Origin of the sequence: Epilithonimonas sp. UC225_85, from assembly GCF_042695135.1 — a bacterium.
Taxonomy (GTDB): Bacteria; Bacteroidota; Bacteroidia; order Flavobacteriales; family Weeksellaceae; genus Epilithonimonas.
On sequence record NZ_CP170547.1, the window covers coordinates 1062485 to 1079946 of the forward strand.

Genomic DNA, 17462 nt, shown 5'->3' on the forward strand with positions numbered 1-17462 from the left:
ATCTTTAAAATTTAATTAATTTTGACCCCAATTACAGAATGACTGCATTGGCTCGAAGTATTTTCAAAAATATATTACTAATTTTAAATATCCTAATTTTTAACAATATTTTAGCACAAACTGTGCCTCAAGATATTGATAAAAAAAGTGGTGTTCAGGATTCTATAAATATAAGCAAAGATTCTTTAGGAATAAAGAAAGACACCATCATACCAAAAGAACAGCTGGATGATGTCGTAAAAACCAAGGCCGAAAACAAAAGCAGTTCCTCGATTTCCAACAAGCAGACTTTCCTCAACAAAAAAGCTCAGATCATCTATCAGGATATGCAGATAGATGCAGATTACATTCGTATAGACTGGGAAACAGGCAAGATCTATGCACGTGGTGAGCAGGACGAAAAGGGTAAAATTACAACGCCGGCTATTGCGACACAAGGCGGTAAAAAATTCGAATACAGTGAGGTTATATATAACTTCAAAACCAGACAGGCGATTGCTTTCAATGCTAGGACTGAGGAGAGTGAGGGCGTAATTGTAGCTGAAAAAACGAAGAAATACAATGATTCGGTTTTTTTTATGAGAAAAGCCATTTATACGACAGATGAATATTTCCTCAAGAAAAAAGATTCGCTTCCGGATTATCATATGTCTGCCCCGAATATCAAACTTCTGAAAACAAAAGATAAATCACAGATCATCACAGGACCGATCCAGATGTATATAGAACAGGTGCCGACACCATTGATCCTGCCATTTGCAATCCTTCCTTTTTCTGATAAAAGATCTGCCGGTATTTTGATCCCGAGTTTTGGAGAACGTCAGGATGTTGGTTTTTTTCTTAATGGACTGGGTTATTATCAGCCGATCGGTGATCATTTTGATCTAAAGGTATTGGCCGATATCTACACCAAAGGAAGCTGGAACCTGAAGCCGGAACTTAATTACCTTAAAAAATACAGATATTCCGGGAACTTTGCAGCCGATTATGGTTATACTGTGCGTGGAATCAAAGGATTGGATGACTATTCCAGAGTGAAAACATTCCGGATTGCGTGGCGGCATTCGCAGGATTCTAAGGCCAATCCATATTTTACCTTCAATGCAAGTGTGGATATCGTAAGCAGTAAGTTTTATAATAATACGGTTAATAACAATTATATTTTCAATGGAAATGTCCTGAACACACAGCAGACTTCCAGAGTCAATGTCACCAAACGTTTTCTGAATCTTCCGGTCACCATTAGCGCAAGTATGGCTTATAATCAGAATTTTGCGACAGGAGTTACAGAATTGCGACTGCCGGATATGACAGTTGCCATCAATCAGTTTTATCTTTTCAAACCGAAAACCGGTGTGAGGACAGGTTTGCTGGAGAATATCAATGTTAATACAGGATTGGCTCTTAGCAACTATGTTACTACCACAGAAGACCAGCTTTTCAAAAAACAAATGTGGGAAGACCTGAAAACCGGCGCTAAAAATAATATTTCCCTGTCAACTAATACAACGCTTGCCAAATATTTTACATTCTCTCTAAGTGCAAATATTGATAATGTGCTCACCACAAAAACACTGGACAGGAGCTATAATCCGTTGACCAATCTTGTAGAGGATAATTATAAAAACGGAATTGCCGGATATTCTACTTTTTCTGCAAGTACAAGTTTGCAGACTGTTTTATATGGTCAGAAAAACTTTAGCAAAACCTCACCAATTGTCGCTATTCGTCATATGATAACGCCGAGCATGAGTTTTAACTATTCTCCGGATTTTGGGGATAAAAGCTGGGGCTATTTCAGAAATTATTCCAATTCGCGTGGCGAGATGACACCATATTCTATTTTTGATAACGGTATCTATGGAGCACCGTCATCAGGACTTGTTCAAAGTGTAGGCTTTAATATCAATAATAATCTGGAGATGAAAATCAAATCCAAAGCAGATTCTACAGGTATTAAAAAAGTGAAAATCTTTGAAAACCTGAATGTTTCCGGGAATTATAACTTTGCAGCAGAAAAATACAAATGGTCCGTCTTCACAGTGAACGGACAGTCTTCTTTCTTTAATAATAAACTGAATGTCAATACAAGCCTTACCTTAGAGCCTTACGAGATTGTCTTCACTGATGGAAGTGATACTGGTGTAAGAACGGAAAACTTCGGGCATTTTAGCCTGCAGGGATTCAATCTTCAATTGTCTTATCCAATGAGCGAAGCTATTTTTGGAAAGAAGGAAGACCTCGGCAAAAAATATAAGAAGAAGGGCGAGATCCGGAACGAGAATTATTTCTTTGATGATGATAATTATTCCCATTACACACCGACCTGGACGCTTAATGTCAATGCAAATTATGCATATACCAAAGGGTTGTCCAGATTTGGCAATAAAGTTGCAACGCTTGGATTGGACGGGAGCATAAAACTGACACCATATTGGAATATCAACGGTAGTACGAACTATGATGTTGTGAATAAGGCTTTAGGTTACACACGCCTTGGTTTTGCCAGGGACCAGCGTAGTTTTACGATCACTTTCAACTGGGTTCCGTTTGGTCAGTATAAGGTTTACGATTTCTTTATCGGGATCAAGGCAAACATTCTGAAAGATGCGGTTAAGTACAAAGAAAGAAGTTTTACCCAGCCGAACAGTACTTTTTAGGATTTAATGAAAATTTGTATAGTTTTGTAAAAATTAATATTTGAAATGAAGAAGATTATTCATACATCGGAAGCTCCGGCTGCAATTGGACCATACTCGCAGGCTTGTTTAGTTAATGGAACATTGTATATCTCTGGTCAGATTCCTGTAGATCCTGAAAATGGTAAGCTGGTAGAAGGGATCCAAAAAGAAACGCATCAGGTGATGAAAAATCTGAAAGCGATCCTGAACGCTGCCGATATGGATTTTAGCAATGCTGTCAAGGCTTCTATTTTCCTGAAAAATATGGATGACTTTGCAGTGGTTAATGAGATCTATGCTTCTTATTTTGAGAACGAAATCTATCCTGCCAGAGAGACCGTGCAGGTGTCTTGTCTTCCAAAAAATGTTGATGTCGAAATTTCTATGATTGCATTCAAGGATTAAAAAATGAATTTCTGTAGAAATACTGTCGGTGTATTGGCTGGATTGATTGTAGCCGCCCTCATTATCACATTGGGGATAAAGGTTGACTCCTCATGGGTCACCTATAGACAGTTTGCGCCTTTTGAACATTGGGAAGCACTGCTTAGATCTGTTCAGAATAAAAGTTCCTTTTTTGTAGCACTTTTGTTCTTCGGAGGATTGGGTGTTACCTTCGGAGGAGTTGTCACTGCATTGATTGTGAAATATGCCAAAGTTGCTTATGCTATTCTGATAGGCTTCATCATGTTGTTTATTGCGATGCTGGATATTATTATCTATCCCTACCACCCGGTTTTTTACAAGATCTCAATATTTCTGATATTCTTCCCATTCTCTTGGGTTGGAGGGAAAATTACTGAGGTTATCCACGAAAGGCGAAAAAAAAGAGAAAAACAATTACAGTTAAAACATAAAAAAGCACAAGCCTAAACTTGTGTTTTTTCTTTATAAGTAGTGATGTTTCCGTGACTTTTATTCTTTATTTTAAATTTCTGAATTTTGGTTTTTGCATTTATTTGTGTTTTATCAAATTTCTGCCTGGAGCAACTGCAAGTGACGCCTTTGTTGGTTGGAACTCAGCTTTGCGAGGACGGCTGATCCTTACAAGCAGAGTTATTATAACACATCATTAATCGAGCTGGTAATGTAGGCTCAACAAAAAAACCACAAGCCGAGACTTGTGGTTTCCCATTGTAGTTAGTTTATGTAGTTTTAATAAATTTCTTAATAAGCCGTTTCGTGTACTTTTACGGCTCTTCCGCTTGGGTCGTTCATCTTTTTGAAAGCTTCGTCCCATTCCAAAGCAACAGGTGTAGAACACGCAACAGATGGAACAGAAGGAACACAACTCGCTGCAGAATCACTTGGGAAATGACTTTCGAAGATCGTTCTGTATCTGTATTCTTCCTTGCTCATCGGCACATTGATGGGGAATCTGAATTTCGCATTCGCCATCATTTCGTCCGTTACTTCATCTTCAGCCACTTGTTTCAAAGTATCGATCCACGAGTATCCAACACCATCGCTGAACTGCTCTTTCTGTCTCCACGCAATACTTTCCGGCAGCAGATCTTCAAACGCTTTTCTGAGAACCCATTTCTCCATTCTTTCCGGCGTGATCATTTTATCTTTCGGATTCACATTCATAGCGACGTCCATAAATTCTTTGTCAAGGAAAGGAACTCGCCCTTCGATTCCCCAAGCCATCAGGGATTTGTTGGCTCTAAGACAATCATAAAGGTGTAGTTTTCCTAATTTTCTTACAGTTTCTTCGTGGAAAGCTTGTGCAGATGGTGCTTTATGGAAATACAAATAACCTCCGAACAACTCATCAGAACCTTCACCTGAAAGAACCATTTTGATTCCCATCGATTTGATGACTCTTGCCAAAAGATACATTGGCGTGGACGCTCGGATCGTCGTAACATCATAAGTTTCCAAATGATAAATGACATCTTTAATAGCATCCAGACCTTCCTGAACAGTATATTTAATTTCGTGGTGAACAGACCCGATATGATCCGCCGCTTTTCTTGCTGCTGCCAGATCCGGAGAACCTTCCAATCCAACGGCAAAGCTATGCAGTCTAGGGTACCAGGCTTCCTGAGTGTCGCCACTTTCGATTCTTTGTCTTGCATATTTTGCTGTAACAGCTGCAATAATAGATGAATCCAAACCACCGGAAAGTAAAACACCGTAAGGCACATCGCTCATTAACTGTCTGTGAACAGCCTCTTCCAAGCCTTTTCTTATGGCAGCGATATCTGTTTCGTTATCTTTTACATTCTCAAAATCTGTCCAGTCTCTTTTGTACCATTGCTGTAATTCCTGCCCATCTTTGCTGTAAAGAAAATGTCCGGGTAAGAATTCTTCAATTTTGTTACAAACGCCTTCAAGGGATTTCAGTTCAGATGCAACATAGAAACTTCCGTTTTTGTCCCATCCCATATATAATGGCACGATTCCCATATGATCTCTGCCGATGAGGTAGGCATCATTTTCTTCGTCATATAAAGCAAATGCAAAGATCCCATTCAGTTTTTCCAGAAAGTTTTTTCCGTCTCTTTTGTATAAAGCCAGGATTACTTCGCAGTCGGATTGGGTTAAAAATTCATAATCCGGGAATTCTAATCTTAATTCCTGATGGTTGTATATCTCTCCATTTACAGCCAAAGCTACTTTTTTATCTTTTGTGAACAATGGTTGTTTTCCAGATGTTGGATCTACAATTGCCAATCTCTCGTGAGAAAAAATCACATTGTCATGTTGGTATATTCCTGACCAGTCCGGACCTCTATGCCTTATTTTCTTTGACATTTCGAGAATCTGAGGTCTTATCACTTCATTTTTTTGTTTGGTGTCAAACACACATACAATTCCACACATTATTTTATTTGTTTTTTGATTTTGATTAAAATTATGTTGCAAAAATAAGTTTGTTAATTCAAAAATAAAATTAAATTATATTTTACATTAAAATACTAAGCTAAATATTTTTTTTTGATTTAATAAATTCTATTTAAGGTCTGAAATAAGTAATAATTCTTAATTTTTTATATAATAAAATTATTATAAACTAATTTAATCGAATAACATTTATAATAATTTTAATTATAAGGATGTCACGTTATAATTTAAAATAAATCTGTTTATTTAAAAAATATAATTAATTATTTAAAATAAAGTTCACTTTTTATTAGGATATATGATAAAAAATGTACGATTTTTGCACCGAAAATTGTATTGTAAATGTGGAATAATTAATTTATTTCAAAATGCATTTATAATTTTTTTCATCATTTGTGTTTTTGCCCTCTTATTTTCATTAGTAAGAGGGTTTTTTTTGCAATCGATTTTGCCAGCCAATATTTAAGATTTAACTTTGTCAATAATCTAAAAAAAGTAAAAAATATGTCAACTTACGTAGTTGTAGGTCTTCAGTATGGAGACGAAGGAAAGGGAAAGATCACAGATGTCTTATCTGCAAAATCAGATTATGTTGTACGTTTCCAAGGCGGGGACAACGCTGGTCATACGGTTTATGTAGGTGATGAAAAATTTGTTCTACATCTTCTGCCTTCCGGTGTTCTCCAATGTAAAGGCAAATGTATCATCGCAAATGGTGTAGTTGTAAACCCAAAAGCTTTTGTGAAAGAAATAGGTCAGATTGAAAGTAAAGGACTTAGAACAGATCACGTTTTCATCAGCAGAAGAGCGCACGTCATAATGCCTTATCACATTTTGCTTGATACCTACAGAGAAGAAGAACAGGGCGGAACCCAGATCGGAACTACGAAGAAAGGAATCGGACCTTGCTATGAAGACAAAATTGCAAGAGTTGGCATCAGAATGATTGATCTTTTGAATCCTGAAGTTCTGAGAGAAAAAATTGAGAAAAACTTAAAAACTAAAAATTCGCTTTTCGAAAAATACTTTGAAAAACCGACTTTGGATGTTGAAGAAATTTTTCAGGAATTCATTGCTTTAGGTGAATTGCTAAAAGACAGAATAGTAGATACGGAACTGGAACTTAATGAAGCCATAAAAGACGGAAAGAATATCCTTTTCGAAGGTGCACAGGCTTTGATGCTGGATATCGATTTCGGAACTTATCCGTTTGTAACTTCGTCTTCGCCTTCTACCGGTGGTGTTTGTACAGGTGCAGGTGTTCCTCCAACGGCTTTGCAGAATCTAATCGGAGTTGCAAAAGCTTACACAACCAGAGTTGGAAACGGACCTTTCCCAACAGAATTGGATAACGAATTGGGCGAAAATATCAGACAGATCGGTGCAGAATTTGGTGCGACAACCGGAAGACCAAGAAGAACTGGCTGGTTGGATCTCGTTTCTCTGAAACATGCTTGTATGATCAACGGAATTAATAATCTGGTAATTACGAAATTAGATGTACTTACTGGAATTCATCCTTTGAAAATCGCTACCAAATATAAGACTGAAGACGGAAAAATCATCGATTATTTCACTTCTTCCACGACCAAATTGTACGATTACGAACCTCAATATGAAGAATTGGAAGGCTGGGACGAAGATATTACCAATGCAAGAACTTATGATGAACTGCCTGCAAATGCTAAAAAATATATCGAGTTTATCGAGGAGCATTTAGGAATCAATGTTTACTTGGTTTCGGTAGGACCAGAGCGTTCTCAGAACATCATCAGAAAAGAACTTTTCTAAAAAATATAACATAATATTATAGAGTCGTCTCATTTAAATAGTGAGACGGCTTTTTTTTATTTTAACAAATTTTAACCACGATTTTATTTTTTGGAATAATAATTGAAAAGACTAAGTCAATAATTCACTGTTTGTGAAAAAATATACGATTATGAAAAAGTTATTTTTAACAGGATTCGCAGCAACTTTAATATTGTCATCTTGTAATAAAGACGAAAAAGTACAAGCTGCTTCTCTTGAGCAGCAAAAATTAGATTATCAGACAAGACAGATTGATCTGGAAAAACAAAAATTGGCGATAGAAAAAGAAAAAATATCTTTTGAAAAACAAAAAGACAGCCTTAATAAGGTAGCTGAAGAAAAAGAGGCAGAAAGAAAAGCAGAAGCTAACAGAGTAGCAAGAAGATCTACACCTAGAAGAAGCGGATCATCTGGCGGCGGAAGTTCATCTTCTGGTTCAACAGCTTCTAATTCTGGTTCATCCAGTTCAGCCGGAACTACTGCGACTCAGAAAAAAGGATGGAGTAGTGCTGCAAAAGGTACTGTAATTGGTACAGTTGGTGGAGCTGCAGCAGGTGCAATTATTTCTAAGAAAAATCCTGGTCTTGGAGCTGTGATTGGCGGTGTTGCCGGTGGTGCAACTGGTTACACGATCGGTAGAGCAAATGACAGAAAAACAGGAAGAGTTCAGAAGTAAATTCTTCATATATATACATTAACACGGAAAGATTGCTTATTTTTAAGCAATCTTTTTTATGCTTTCAATTTTAATCACGGTTTTCATTTTGCTCGCTGTTAATTTCGGAAACGGAATTATCGTCAGGAATATGCTTAAAATAAAGGAGCAAAGTTTTGTTTTGATTTCCCTTTTAGGAATGATCGGCATTACACTTTTGGAGACGCTTGCTGCATTCCTTTTTCCACTTAATTTATACTTAGAAATTCTTTTTATAGTTATTGGCTTAGTTGGAATTAGCTGGCTTTTGAAAACAGAGAAATATCAGTTTACTTTTAAATTTGATTTCTGGTTTTATTTTTTTCTTTTCGTCATCATTTTTGCGGCTTCATTTTCGCCATATTTATTTGATCATTACGGATATTATGTTCCGACTATTTCTTATCTGAAAGAAGTAGGTTTTGTGAAAGGTATTTCAAATCTTGATCTGCTGCTTGGACAAACTTCATTTTGGCATATTTATCAGGCTGGATTTTCGAATTTTACAGATCCGTTTTTGAAGATTAATTCTTATTTGTTAATTCTCTTTTTGATTTATATTTATGAACGGAAACAATATTTTTTGTTGATTTTCCTTCCCATATTTTTACTTTTTGTTCAGCAGCCAAGTCCGGATTTACCGATTTTAATCATCACTTTAATTGTCATTAATGAACTCATTAACAACAGACAAAGTCCAATTATTTTATATCTGTCTCTGTTTACATTTTGTATAAAACCTATCGTTTTTTGGTTGCCGCTTTTTGTTATTTTAAATAACTTAAGTCACAATAAATTCAGTTTGAAATCAGCCTTTCCGGTTTTCATTTTCGGAATTGTATTAATGATAAAAAACCTTTGGTTGTTTGGGTTTCCTATTTTTCCGATTTCTCTCCCTGAATTTAATTTACCTTGGAAACCGAGTCAGGAAATGCTGACTTATTCATCTCAGATTGGATTAATGAAATCCTATGATATGAAATATTCCTATCAGCAGGTTTCAGGATTTAATTTCTTTGATAGAATTTTTTATTGGTTTACATTTGGTTACAAATCTGTTTTAAATATTGGGATTATTATTTCTTTATTGATTGTGGTATTTTTCGCATTCAAGCAAAAAAGTAGATTTTATTATCTATTATTAATTTGTTTATTAATTAAGACAATTTTAATTATTTCGTTTTCAGCACAATACCGTTTTTTTATTGATGTCTATCTAGTTGCGGTATTTTTGTTATTCAGACATATTTCTGAAGAGAAATCAGTTTTCACGGCGGTATTTCTGTCAATATTTATATCTGTCATTTTTACATTTCCGGGTTTTATTCAACAATTTAATATTGGAAAAAGAATGGAAGAATTCAGTTGGTCTCAACTTTATAAGCCGAAACAAGTCCAGATTAGGATTAATAAAAATTATAAAATCGGGAATTTCAACTTTAATGCATCGAAAGATCCGGTTGATAAAGTTCATTTCCCGGCTCTTAATATTTATGATCTGAAACTTTATGATTATTACGGCGTTTTTCCACAGTATTTTGGTAAGGATTTCAAAGACGGAATTTTCCAGAGGAAACTAAATCCGGATGAAAAAAATCAGCTAAAAAATATCATCGCCGAAACTGAAAAACTCAAACCATAATTCCCTGAATTTTTCTTTATCTTTGAGTTTAATTTTCTATTAAAGAATTAGTTTTTAAAGCATTGATTTTAAATCTAATATCTAAAGTCTAATATCTAAGTTCTACTATGCCCGATTTTTTACATCCCGATAAAGATAATTATTCCAACGACGATTTGATTCAGGAAGAAAAAATCCGTCCGCAGAGTTTCAACGATTTTGCCGGACAAAGAAAAACGCTTGACAACCTGGAAGTTTTCGTCGCCGCTGCGAAGAATCGGGGAGGCGCTTTGGATCACGTTCTTTTACACGGTCCGCCAGGCTTGGGGAAAACAACTTTAGCACATATTATTGCCAACGAATTGGGTGTTGGCTGTAAAATAACTTCAGGTCCGGTTCTTGATAAGCCGGGAAGTTTAGCAGGATTGCTGACCAATCTTGAGGAAAATGATGTCCTCTTTATTGATGAAATCCATCGTCTTTCTCCTATTGTTGAGGAATATCTATATTCCGCAATGGAAGATTATAAGATCGATATTATGCTGGAAACCGGCCCGAATGCACGTTCTGTCCAAATCGGTCTTAATCCATTTACCTTAGTCGGTGCAACCACACGTTCCGGAATGCTGACTAAGCCGATGCTCGCAAGATTCGGAATCCAAAGCCGATTAGAATATTATACAATCGAACTTCTGGGGATGATCATCGAAAGAAGTGCAAGAGTTCTTGGTGTGACAATCTACGAAGATGCTGCCCTCGAAATTGCCAGAAGAAGCCGTGGAACACCAAGGATTGCCAACGCACTTCTGAGAAGAGTTCGTGACTTTGCCGAGATCAAAGGCAATGGCGAAATCGAAATCGAAATCACCAAGTTTGCATTGAACTCACTCAATGTTGATGAGTTTGGCCTGGATGATATGGACAACAAAATCATGCGTGTGATGATAGAAAATTTCCGTGGAAAACCTGTCGGAATTTCTGCTTTGGCAACATCTATCGGAGAAAATCCGGAAACTTTGGAAGAAGTCTATGAGCCATTTTTGATTCAGGAAGGTTTCATTATCAGAACACCACGAGGACGTGAAGTGACCGACAAAGCTTACAAACATTTAGGGGTCTCAAGACCGAAAAATCCGGGAGAATTGTTTTAAGATCTTATTCGAAATACATCATAAATGTTTATTCCTAAAATATACAAAAGCGAAGATCAGGAATTGATGAAAAAAATCATCAGTGAAAATGCGTTTGCGCTTTTAATTTCGGATAAACAAAGATTATCGGCAACACACTCCATGTTTTTGCTGAATGAAAAGGAAGATAATTTTTATGTTGAAACTCATATTTCTAAAGCAAATTTCCAAGCCAAGGTTTTGAAAGATGGTGATGAGGTTTTGTGCGATTTTTTGGGCGCACATTCTTATATTTCGTCGTCTTGGTATGAGAAAACCAATGTTTCTACCTGGAATTACGAAGCAGTTCAAATCCGTGGAAAAGTGAAATTGATGACCGATGAAGAATTATACCAGCATTTGACAAAACTGACTTTTAAGTTTGAAAAAATTCAGAAATGTCCCATGTTTGTGGAAACTATAGGTGAAGAGATGGTAAGAAAGGAAATGAAAGGCGCTTTCGGAATTAATATTTATCCGACAGAAATTTTTATTGCTAATAAACTAAGTCAAAACCGAAATGAATTTGATTTTGAAAATATTATTCTTAATTTAGGGCAATCAGATTCTGCCAACGAAAAAAAAATTGCAGAGCTGATGAAGAAAAATCGAAGTTTGATTTAACATTTGTTCAAAATATAAATATTTATGAAACTCTATCCAATCCAATGCGGGAAATTTAAACTGGACGGCGGCGCAATGTTTGGCGTAGTCCCGAAAACGCTTTGGGAAAAAACAAATCCGGCTGACGAAAAAAACCTCATCGAATTAGGAACGCGTTCTCTGCTTGTAGAAGATGGTAAAAAATTAATTCTAATCGATTGTGGACTTGGAGACAAGCAGGACGAAAAATTCTTCGGACATTATTCGCTCTGGGGAGATGATTCTTTGGATAGGAATTTGAAGAAATTCGGTTTTGTGAAGGATGATATTACAGATGTTTTTTTGACGCATCTTCATTTTGACCATTGTGGCGGTGCAGTAGAATGGAATGATGATAGAACAGGTTACAGACCGGCTTTCAAAAATGCACATTTCTGGACCAACCAAAATCATTGGAAATGGGCAACAGAACCAAATCCGAGAGAAAAAGCCAGCTTCCTGAAAGAAAATATTTTTCCTATTGAAGAAAGCGGACATTTGAATTTTTTACCATTACCATCTACAGGAAATTATGGCTTTGCGCCAGACTTGAAAATGGATGTGATTTTCGTGGACGGACATACGGAAAAGCAAATGCTGCCTGTTCTTCAATATCAGGAAAAAACAATTGTTTTTGCAGCCGATCTTATTCCGACGGCTGGTCATATTCCGCAGGTTTATGTGATGGGTTATGATACAAGACCGATGCTGACGATGGAAGAGAAAGGAAAATTCTTAAAACAATGCGTGGATAATGACTACCTTTTGTTTTTCGAACACGATGCACACAACGAACTGGCAAGTCTGAAGATGACAGAAAGAGGCGTGAAGCTGGATCAGACATTTAGTTTTAATGAAGTTTTTGGATATTAAATTATGGACATAAAAGATATAAATCAAAATCAGGAAGATATCCCTCCTCCCAGGATCATTGGTTTGACAGGCGGAATTGGTTCCGGAAAAACCTCAGTGGCAAAAATATTGGAACAAAAAGGCTTTCCAGTTTACTATTCGGACGATCGGGCAAAAAATATTGTCAATCAAGATCCTGAATTAAAGGATCACATCATTTCACTTTTGGGAGATGAAGCTTACTTAGACGGAATCTACAACAGAAAATATGTTGCCGGGAAAGTTTTCAATGATGCCGGACTTTTGGATCAACTGAATCATTTGATTCATCCAGCTGTTAAAATCGATTTTGAAAAATGGGTTTCTGCTCAGACTTCAGAATTTGTCTTTAAGGAAACAGCACTACTGTTTGAACTTAAACTGAATGAACAATGTTACAAATCCCTTTTGGTTACAGCAGATGATAATTTGAGAATCAAAAGAACGATGGACAGAGACGATAAAACTTACAGAGAAATAGAAACAATCATCCAAAAGCAAATGCCGGAAAAAGATAAGATCAAACTGGCAGATTATGTGATTTATAATAATTCTGACCGGGATGATCTCATAATCGAAACAGATCGCTTTCTAGATCAATTGGTTTAATTTCTTTCATTATTTAAAATAAAAATCCCCGAAAATTATTTCGGGGATTTCTTTTATTGATTTGAGATCTTAATCTTAATTCTTGATGAATTTAGTTTGAGATTTCTCACCGTTAGATTCTATTGATAAGATGTAAACACCTTTTGTCAATTTAGAAACATTTACTTTTCCGTCAGTAGTTCCTTGGTTTACCAATTGACCTCCAACGCTGTAGATTTCAAATTTGGTTTTAGAAGAAACATTAGAAATGTTGATCACATCGACTGCAGGATTTGGATAAACACTGATGTTGTTTTTCTTAACATCAGATACTGCAAGCGTTTCTGAAATTTTCACAGCGTAATCTTCTACTTCACCATAAGTGTATGCTGCACAAGGTCCTGTAGGAGCTGTAGAGTATCTCATGATAACTCTCATCCCAACCGTTTTATCACCAGTGTAAGCTGTCGCAGGAACTGCAAATGTTGCAGAAACTGTTGCTGTTGTACTGGCTGCGCTTGTCATAACTTTTTCAGAATCTTCATAGGTTCCGTTTCTGTTAAAATCAATCCAGACTGCAACTGCTTCGCTGTAAGTTGTTCCTGTCCAGGCTTTTGTAACTGCTACGGTATTTCCGGTAGATCCTTTAACTAACTGAGCTACTTTGGTATTATCTGCACTGTAGTTGGTATAATTACTAGCTCCGGAAGTATTCGTCATTACTGTACCACCGTTTGCAGGAGTTACTACAACTTTTGAAATATATTCATCTGTCGCATCAGTAGATGCAACTGTACAATATACAAGTCCTAATGTTTTGAAATTCTGAGTTGCATAAGAACCTGTAGTTCCACTACAAACTGCAGCAACTTCCACATTGTAATTTGTATCCTCTTCTAATGTGGTAATGGTATAAGTATTAGTCGAAAGATTGTTTACCTGAGTCCAGGTTGCATCGGTTGCTTTTTTATATCTTAAAGTATATGTTGCATTGGCGATAGCATCCCAGTCAACTTTTGCGCTTGTCTGTGTAATAGCAGAGGTTACTAAGCCGGCCGGAGCAGTTCCGTCACAGCTTACCATTGCAGAAACTGTTACTTTACCAACAGCGTAGAAAACGTTATCAATTGCAGATACTCTTATAGTAATAACAGTATTAGTAGGTATTCCTGTAAAGCTCAGGTTTTCTGTTCCGTCATTTGGAGTAGAAGCAGCAAGTACAGTCCAGGTCGTTCCGTTATCTGTAGTATAATCTATTTTAACATTAGTTACATTATAAGGAGCAGCAGTTGTTCCTACAGCGTCCCAAGTAAATGCACCCGGAGCATTATTATAAACCTTTGTTGAGTTTACTTTAAATGGTCCGGCAGCGCCAACAGTAATTACCTGAGAACCGATCTGAGTCTGTTGTTTTGTAACATCTGCATTATTGTCTCTTACCGTTACGCGGAAATTCAACGTTCTGGCAACATTAGATACAGCTTCCCAATCTGTTGCACTTGACAACGTACCAGCTAAAACATTACTTAGCTTAGGGAAGTATCTGTATGGTAAGGTTGTACTGTTAAGTGATCTGAACTTTGGACCAGCTGTATTATTTCCTGTTACAGTGGTAATAGCAGATGTAGCCACATCATATTCTTCCCAATTGTAAGTTAATGGATCACCCTCAGCATCAGTTGCTGAAGCTGTAAGAACAAATGCAGTTCCTTTAGGAATCGTTTTGTTAACTAATGCTGCTACAACTGGTGGGTTATTGGCAATTACTGTATTGACATCACAACTTTGTGCATTTGCATAAGTCTGAACCTGTTCTATACTTCTTACATGAAAATAAGCGTCGGAATGTGGTTGTACATCCGCACTTGTAATTCCTGCATATCCCATAATTGTAGAACCTGATCCCGGTTCCATCTGAGCTGAATTATTAGGTGAAGACTGGATGCCGTGTGAAAACGTGTGGTCTGCTCCAAACTGATGACCCATCTCGTGAGCAACATAATCGATATCGAAATTGTCACCTTCCGGTCCGCCTGTTCCAGGAGAAGTAAATCCTGATCCTTTTGATGTATCATCAGAAGTACTTGCTGGATTTCTACATACATTTCCTACGTCTCCTGCGCTACCTCCACCTCCGGATCTTCCGAATAAGTGTCCGATATCATAAGCTGCATTACCAATGACTGATGTCAAAGTTTTTTGAACTTCAAGATTCCATGCGCCGCCTGCTCCAGTTGCTGCATCTGAGTAAGGATCTGTAGAAGCGTTTGTATAAATTAATTGAGGTAAATCCAGAACATTCATGTGAATGGCAAAATCTTTTTCAAAAACACCATTCACTCTTGTCATAGTAGCATTGATAGCAGCTGCTGCCTGACTAACACCTCCAAAATAGGTGGTGTACTCTCCGGTTACTGAGATTGCCAGTCTGTAAGTTCTGTATTTCTTATCATTCGCTTTGCTGAAATCTGAAACATTATGGGTAAAGTCTGTCGAATTGGCCAAAGCTTCCATTTGCTTTTTACTCAACAAGGTTTCTGATGTCTGGCATTCGAAAGCTTTTCCTGATGAAGGTTTATTTGTTTTTGGGAAAACACCGTAAACCGTTTTTTCTTTGTTTTGAGGCTCGATGAATTCATATTTTCCATCTCTGAACATCATAGACTGTAAGTCATAAGGAGATACACTAAATCTCACATAAACCGTTGGGTCATCAACTTTTACTCCGGCATAAGAACCTAATTGATAACGGTCTGCCATAGCTTTTTCTACAACAGGTAGGCTATAGACGGCAAATTTTTCTATTTTACCATCCAGTGTAGGCAGATTAATGATGACAGGTTTACTGGTTTTTCCTGTTGGCTGAGCTTGAGAAAGCTGGGATCTAATAGCATTTAGGTCCAAAGAATAATAGTTTGTGACCTTCGTTTCACGCAATTTTTCTCCTTTCATAGAACTTTGACTCCATTGTGCGAAAACGGTAGTCATCATTCCGAATGAAAACAGAGTAGTAAAGATTTTCTTCATACTTTTAAATAATTTTAATTCAAATATAGTGGTTTTTTTGAGATTAAAACGCAAAAATGCGTCAGTTTTTCTGACGCATTTTCAATAATTATTTTAATGCTATAAATTAATTATAAAATTAAATTTATTTATTCGTGACCATCCTATATAAGAATAGTAATAGAACAGAACCTCCGATTGCTACTAAAAAGCTGGAAAAATTGAATCCGGTTACATCTACGCCCAAAAGCATAGAACCAAGCCAGCCTCCCAACATAGCACCTAAAATCCCGATAATAATTGTTACTACCCAACCTCCAGGGTCATTCCCAGGATGTATGGCTTTTGCGATTGCTCCGGCGATAAGACCGAAAATAATCCAAGTTAAAATACCCATAGTTTAAATTTTTTAATGTTAATAATGTAATTTGTTTATCTCTTTCTGAAGAATGAGTTTACAAATTCCATGCCATTAAAAATTTGGAGATCCTGCATTTTTTCGCCCACACCGATATATTTTACAGGGATTTGAAACTGATCGGATATGCCAATAACAACACCTCCTTTTGCCGTTCCGTCTAACTTTGTAACAGCCAGAGCAGTAACTTCTGTAGCCGCAGTAAATTGTTTTGCCTGCTCAAATGCATTCTGTCCGGTAGAACCATCTAAAACCAAAAGAACTTCGTGAGGTGCATCAGGGATTACCTTTTGCATCACTCGTTTTATCTTGGAAAGTTCGTTCATCAGGTTTATCTTGTTGTGTAATCTTCCTGCAGTATCAATGATGACAACATCGGCATCCTGAGCAACTGCTGACTGGACGGTATCGAATGCAACAGAAGCAGGATCAGATCCCATCTCTTGCTTTACAATCGGTACACCAACTCTCTCGCTCCAGATCACCAATTGATCTACCGCGGCAGCACGGAATGTGTCTGCAGCTCCTAAAACAACTTTTAATCCTTGTGATTTGAACTGATGAGCCAGTTTACCAATCGTGGTGGTCTTCCCAACACCATTCACACCTACAACCATTATCACATAAGGTTTTTTGCTTGTGTCGATGTTGTCTGTATCAAGATGTGGATTCTCCAATAAAAGTCCGGAGATCTCTTCACGCAGAATATCATCCAGTTCGCTTACATTCACATATTTGTCTCTTGCTACACGTTCCTCTATTCTTTTTATGATCTTGATTGTTGTTTCTGCGCCAACATCTGAGGCAATAAGAACTTCTTCAAGATCATCGAGGACTTCATCATCTACTGTATTTTTACCTACAACAGCTCTGGATATTTTATCAAAAAACCCCTGGCTGGATTTTTCCAATCCTTTGTCAAGTGTTTCTTTATCTTCTTTTTTGAATATTTTTTTAAACCAACTCATAGTTAGATTTTAGAATTTAGATTGTTAGAATTTAGACATTTATGAATGATTTTTGTTGTCCAAAATCCAGCATCAAATATAACAAAAAAACTACCCTGAAAAAGAGTAGTTTTCTATATTGT

14 protein-coding genes are annotated in these 17462 nt (G+C 36.8%); 10 read left to right on the top strand and 4 right to left on the bottom strand.

Features of this window, described 5'->3' with window-relative positions; translation table 11 throughout:
- Positions 1-38 precede the first annotated feature (38 nt).
- The 3 genes from ACFJGY_RS05160 to ACFJGY_RS05170 are packed head-to-tail and all read left to right on the top strand — an operon-like array spanning position 39 to position 3554.
- Positions 39-2660: a putative LPS assembly protein LptD gene (locus tag ACFJGY_RS05160; RefSeq protein ID WP_379968772.1), complete on the top strand. Its 2622-nt coding sequence runs from the start codon at positions 39-41 to the stop codon at positions 2658-2660.
- Between the two features lie 45 nt (positions 2661-2705).
- Positions 2706-3086, top strand: coding sequence for a RidA family protein (locus ACFJGY_RS05165; RefSeq protein ID WP_379968774.1), 381 nt, complete (start codon positions 2706-2708; stop codon positions 3084-3086).
- A 3-nt stretch (positions 3087-3089) separates the two neighbouring features.
- On the top strand, positions 3090-3554 hold the full coding sequence (locus ACFJGY_RS05170; RefSeq protein WP_379968776.1) for a hypothetical protein: 465 nt from the start codon (positions 3090-3092) through the stop codon (positions 3552-3554).
- Positions 3555-3848: 294 nt separating this feature from the next.
- Here the strand turns inward: ACFJGY_RS05170 and asnB are convergent, their stop codons facing one another.
- Positions 3849-5510, bottom strand: a complete 1662-nt coding sequence (gene asnB, locus ACFJGY_RS05175; RefSeq protein WP_379968778.1) for an asparagine synthase B — start codon at positions 5508-5510, stop codon at positions 3849-3851.
- Between the two features lie 525 nt (positions 5511-6035).
- Here asnB and ACFJGY_RS05180 point away from each other — a divergent pair.
- The 7 genes from ACFJGY_RS05180 (at position 6036) to coaE (ending at position 12969) form a co-directional block, all read left to right on the top strand.
- Positions 6036-7322 carry an adenylosuccinate synthase gene (locus ACFJGY_RS05180; RefSeq protein ID WP_379968780.1) on the top strand — a complete coding sequence of 429 codons (1287 nt, stop codon included), beginning with the start codon at positions 6036-6038 and terminating at the stop codon, positions 7320-7322.
- Between the two features lie 151 nt (positions 7323-7473).
- Entirely contained in the window at positions 7474-8019 is a 546-nt protein-coding gene (locus ACFJGY_RS05185) for a YMGG-like glycine zipper-containing protein (RefSeq protein ID WP_379968782.1), read from the top strand.
- A 58-nt stretch (positions 8020-8077) separates the two neighbouring features.
- On the top strand, positions 8078-9679 hold the full coding sequence (locus tag ACFJGY_RS05190) for an LIC_10190 family membrane protein (RefSeq protein WP_379968784.1): 1602 nt from the start codon (positions 8078-8080) through the stop codon (positions 9677-9679).
- 107 nt (positions 9680-9786) lie between these two features.
- Positions 9787-10809, top strand: coding sequence for a Holliday junction branch migration DNA helicase RuvB (gene ruvB / locus ACFJGY_RS05195; RefSeq protein ID WP_379968786.1), 1023 nt, complete (start codon positions 9787-9789; stop codon positions 10807-10809).
- Positions 10810-10833: 24 nt separating this feature from the next.
- Positions 10834-11451 (top strand): FMN-binding negative transcriptional regulator, encoded by a 618-nt coding sequence (locus ACFJGY_RS05200; RefSeq protein ID WP_379968788.1) that lies wholly within the window; start codon positions 10834-10836, stop codon positions 11449-11451.
- Positions 11452-11475: 24 nt separating this feature from the next.
- A complete protein-coding gene (locus ACFJGY_RS05205) occupies positions 11476-12342 on the top strand; it encodes an MBL fold metallo-hydrolase (protein WP_379968790.1) in 867 nt (288 codons plus the stop codon).
- A 3-nt stretch (positions 12343-12345) separates the two neighbouring features.
- Positions 12346-12969, top strand: coding sequence for a dephospho-CoA kinase (coaE, locus tag ACFJGY_RS05210; protein ID WP_379968792.1), 624 nt, complete (start codon positions 12346-12348; stop codon positions 12967-12969).
- Between the two features lie 75 nt (positions 12970-13044).
- Here coaE and ACFJGY_RS05215 read toward each other — a convergent pair whose 3' ends face one another.
- The 3 genes from ACFJGY_RS05215 to ftsY form a co-directional block, all read right to left on the bottom strand.
- Positions 13045-15975: a reprolysin-like metallopeptidase gene (locus ACFJGY_RS05215; RefSeq protein WP_379968794.1), complete on the bottom strand. Its 2931-nt coding sequence runs from the start codon at positions 15973-15975 to the stop codon at positions 13045-13047.
- Between the two features lie 124 nt (positions 15976-16099).
- Positions 16100-16351 (bottom strand): GlsB/YeaQ/YmgE family stress response membrane protein, encoded by a 252-nt coding sequence (locus ACFJGY_RS05220; RefSeq protein WP_379968796.1) that lies wholly within the window; start codon positions 16349-16351, stop codon positions 16100-16102.
- A gap of 35 nt (positions 16352-16386) precedes the next feature.
- Positions 16387-17340, bottom strand: a complete 954-nt coding sequence (ftsY, locus tag ACFJGY_RS05225) for a signal recognition particle-docking protein FtsY (RefSeq protein ID WP_379968798.1) — start codon at positions 17338-17340, stop codon at positions 16387-16389.
- Positions 17341-17462 lie beyond the last annotated feature (122 nt).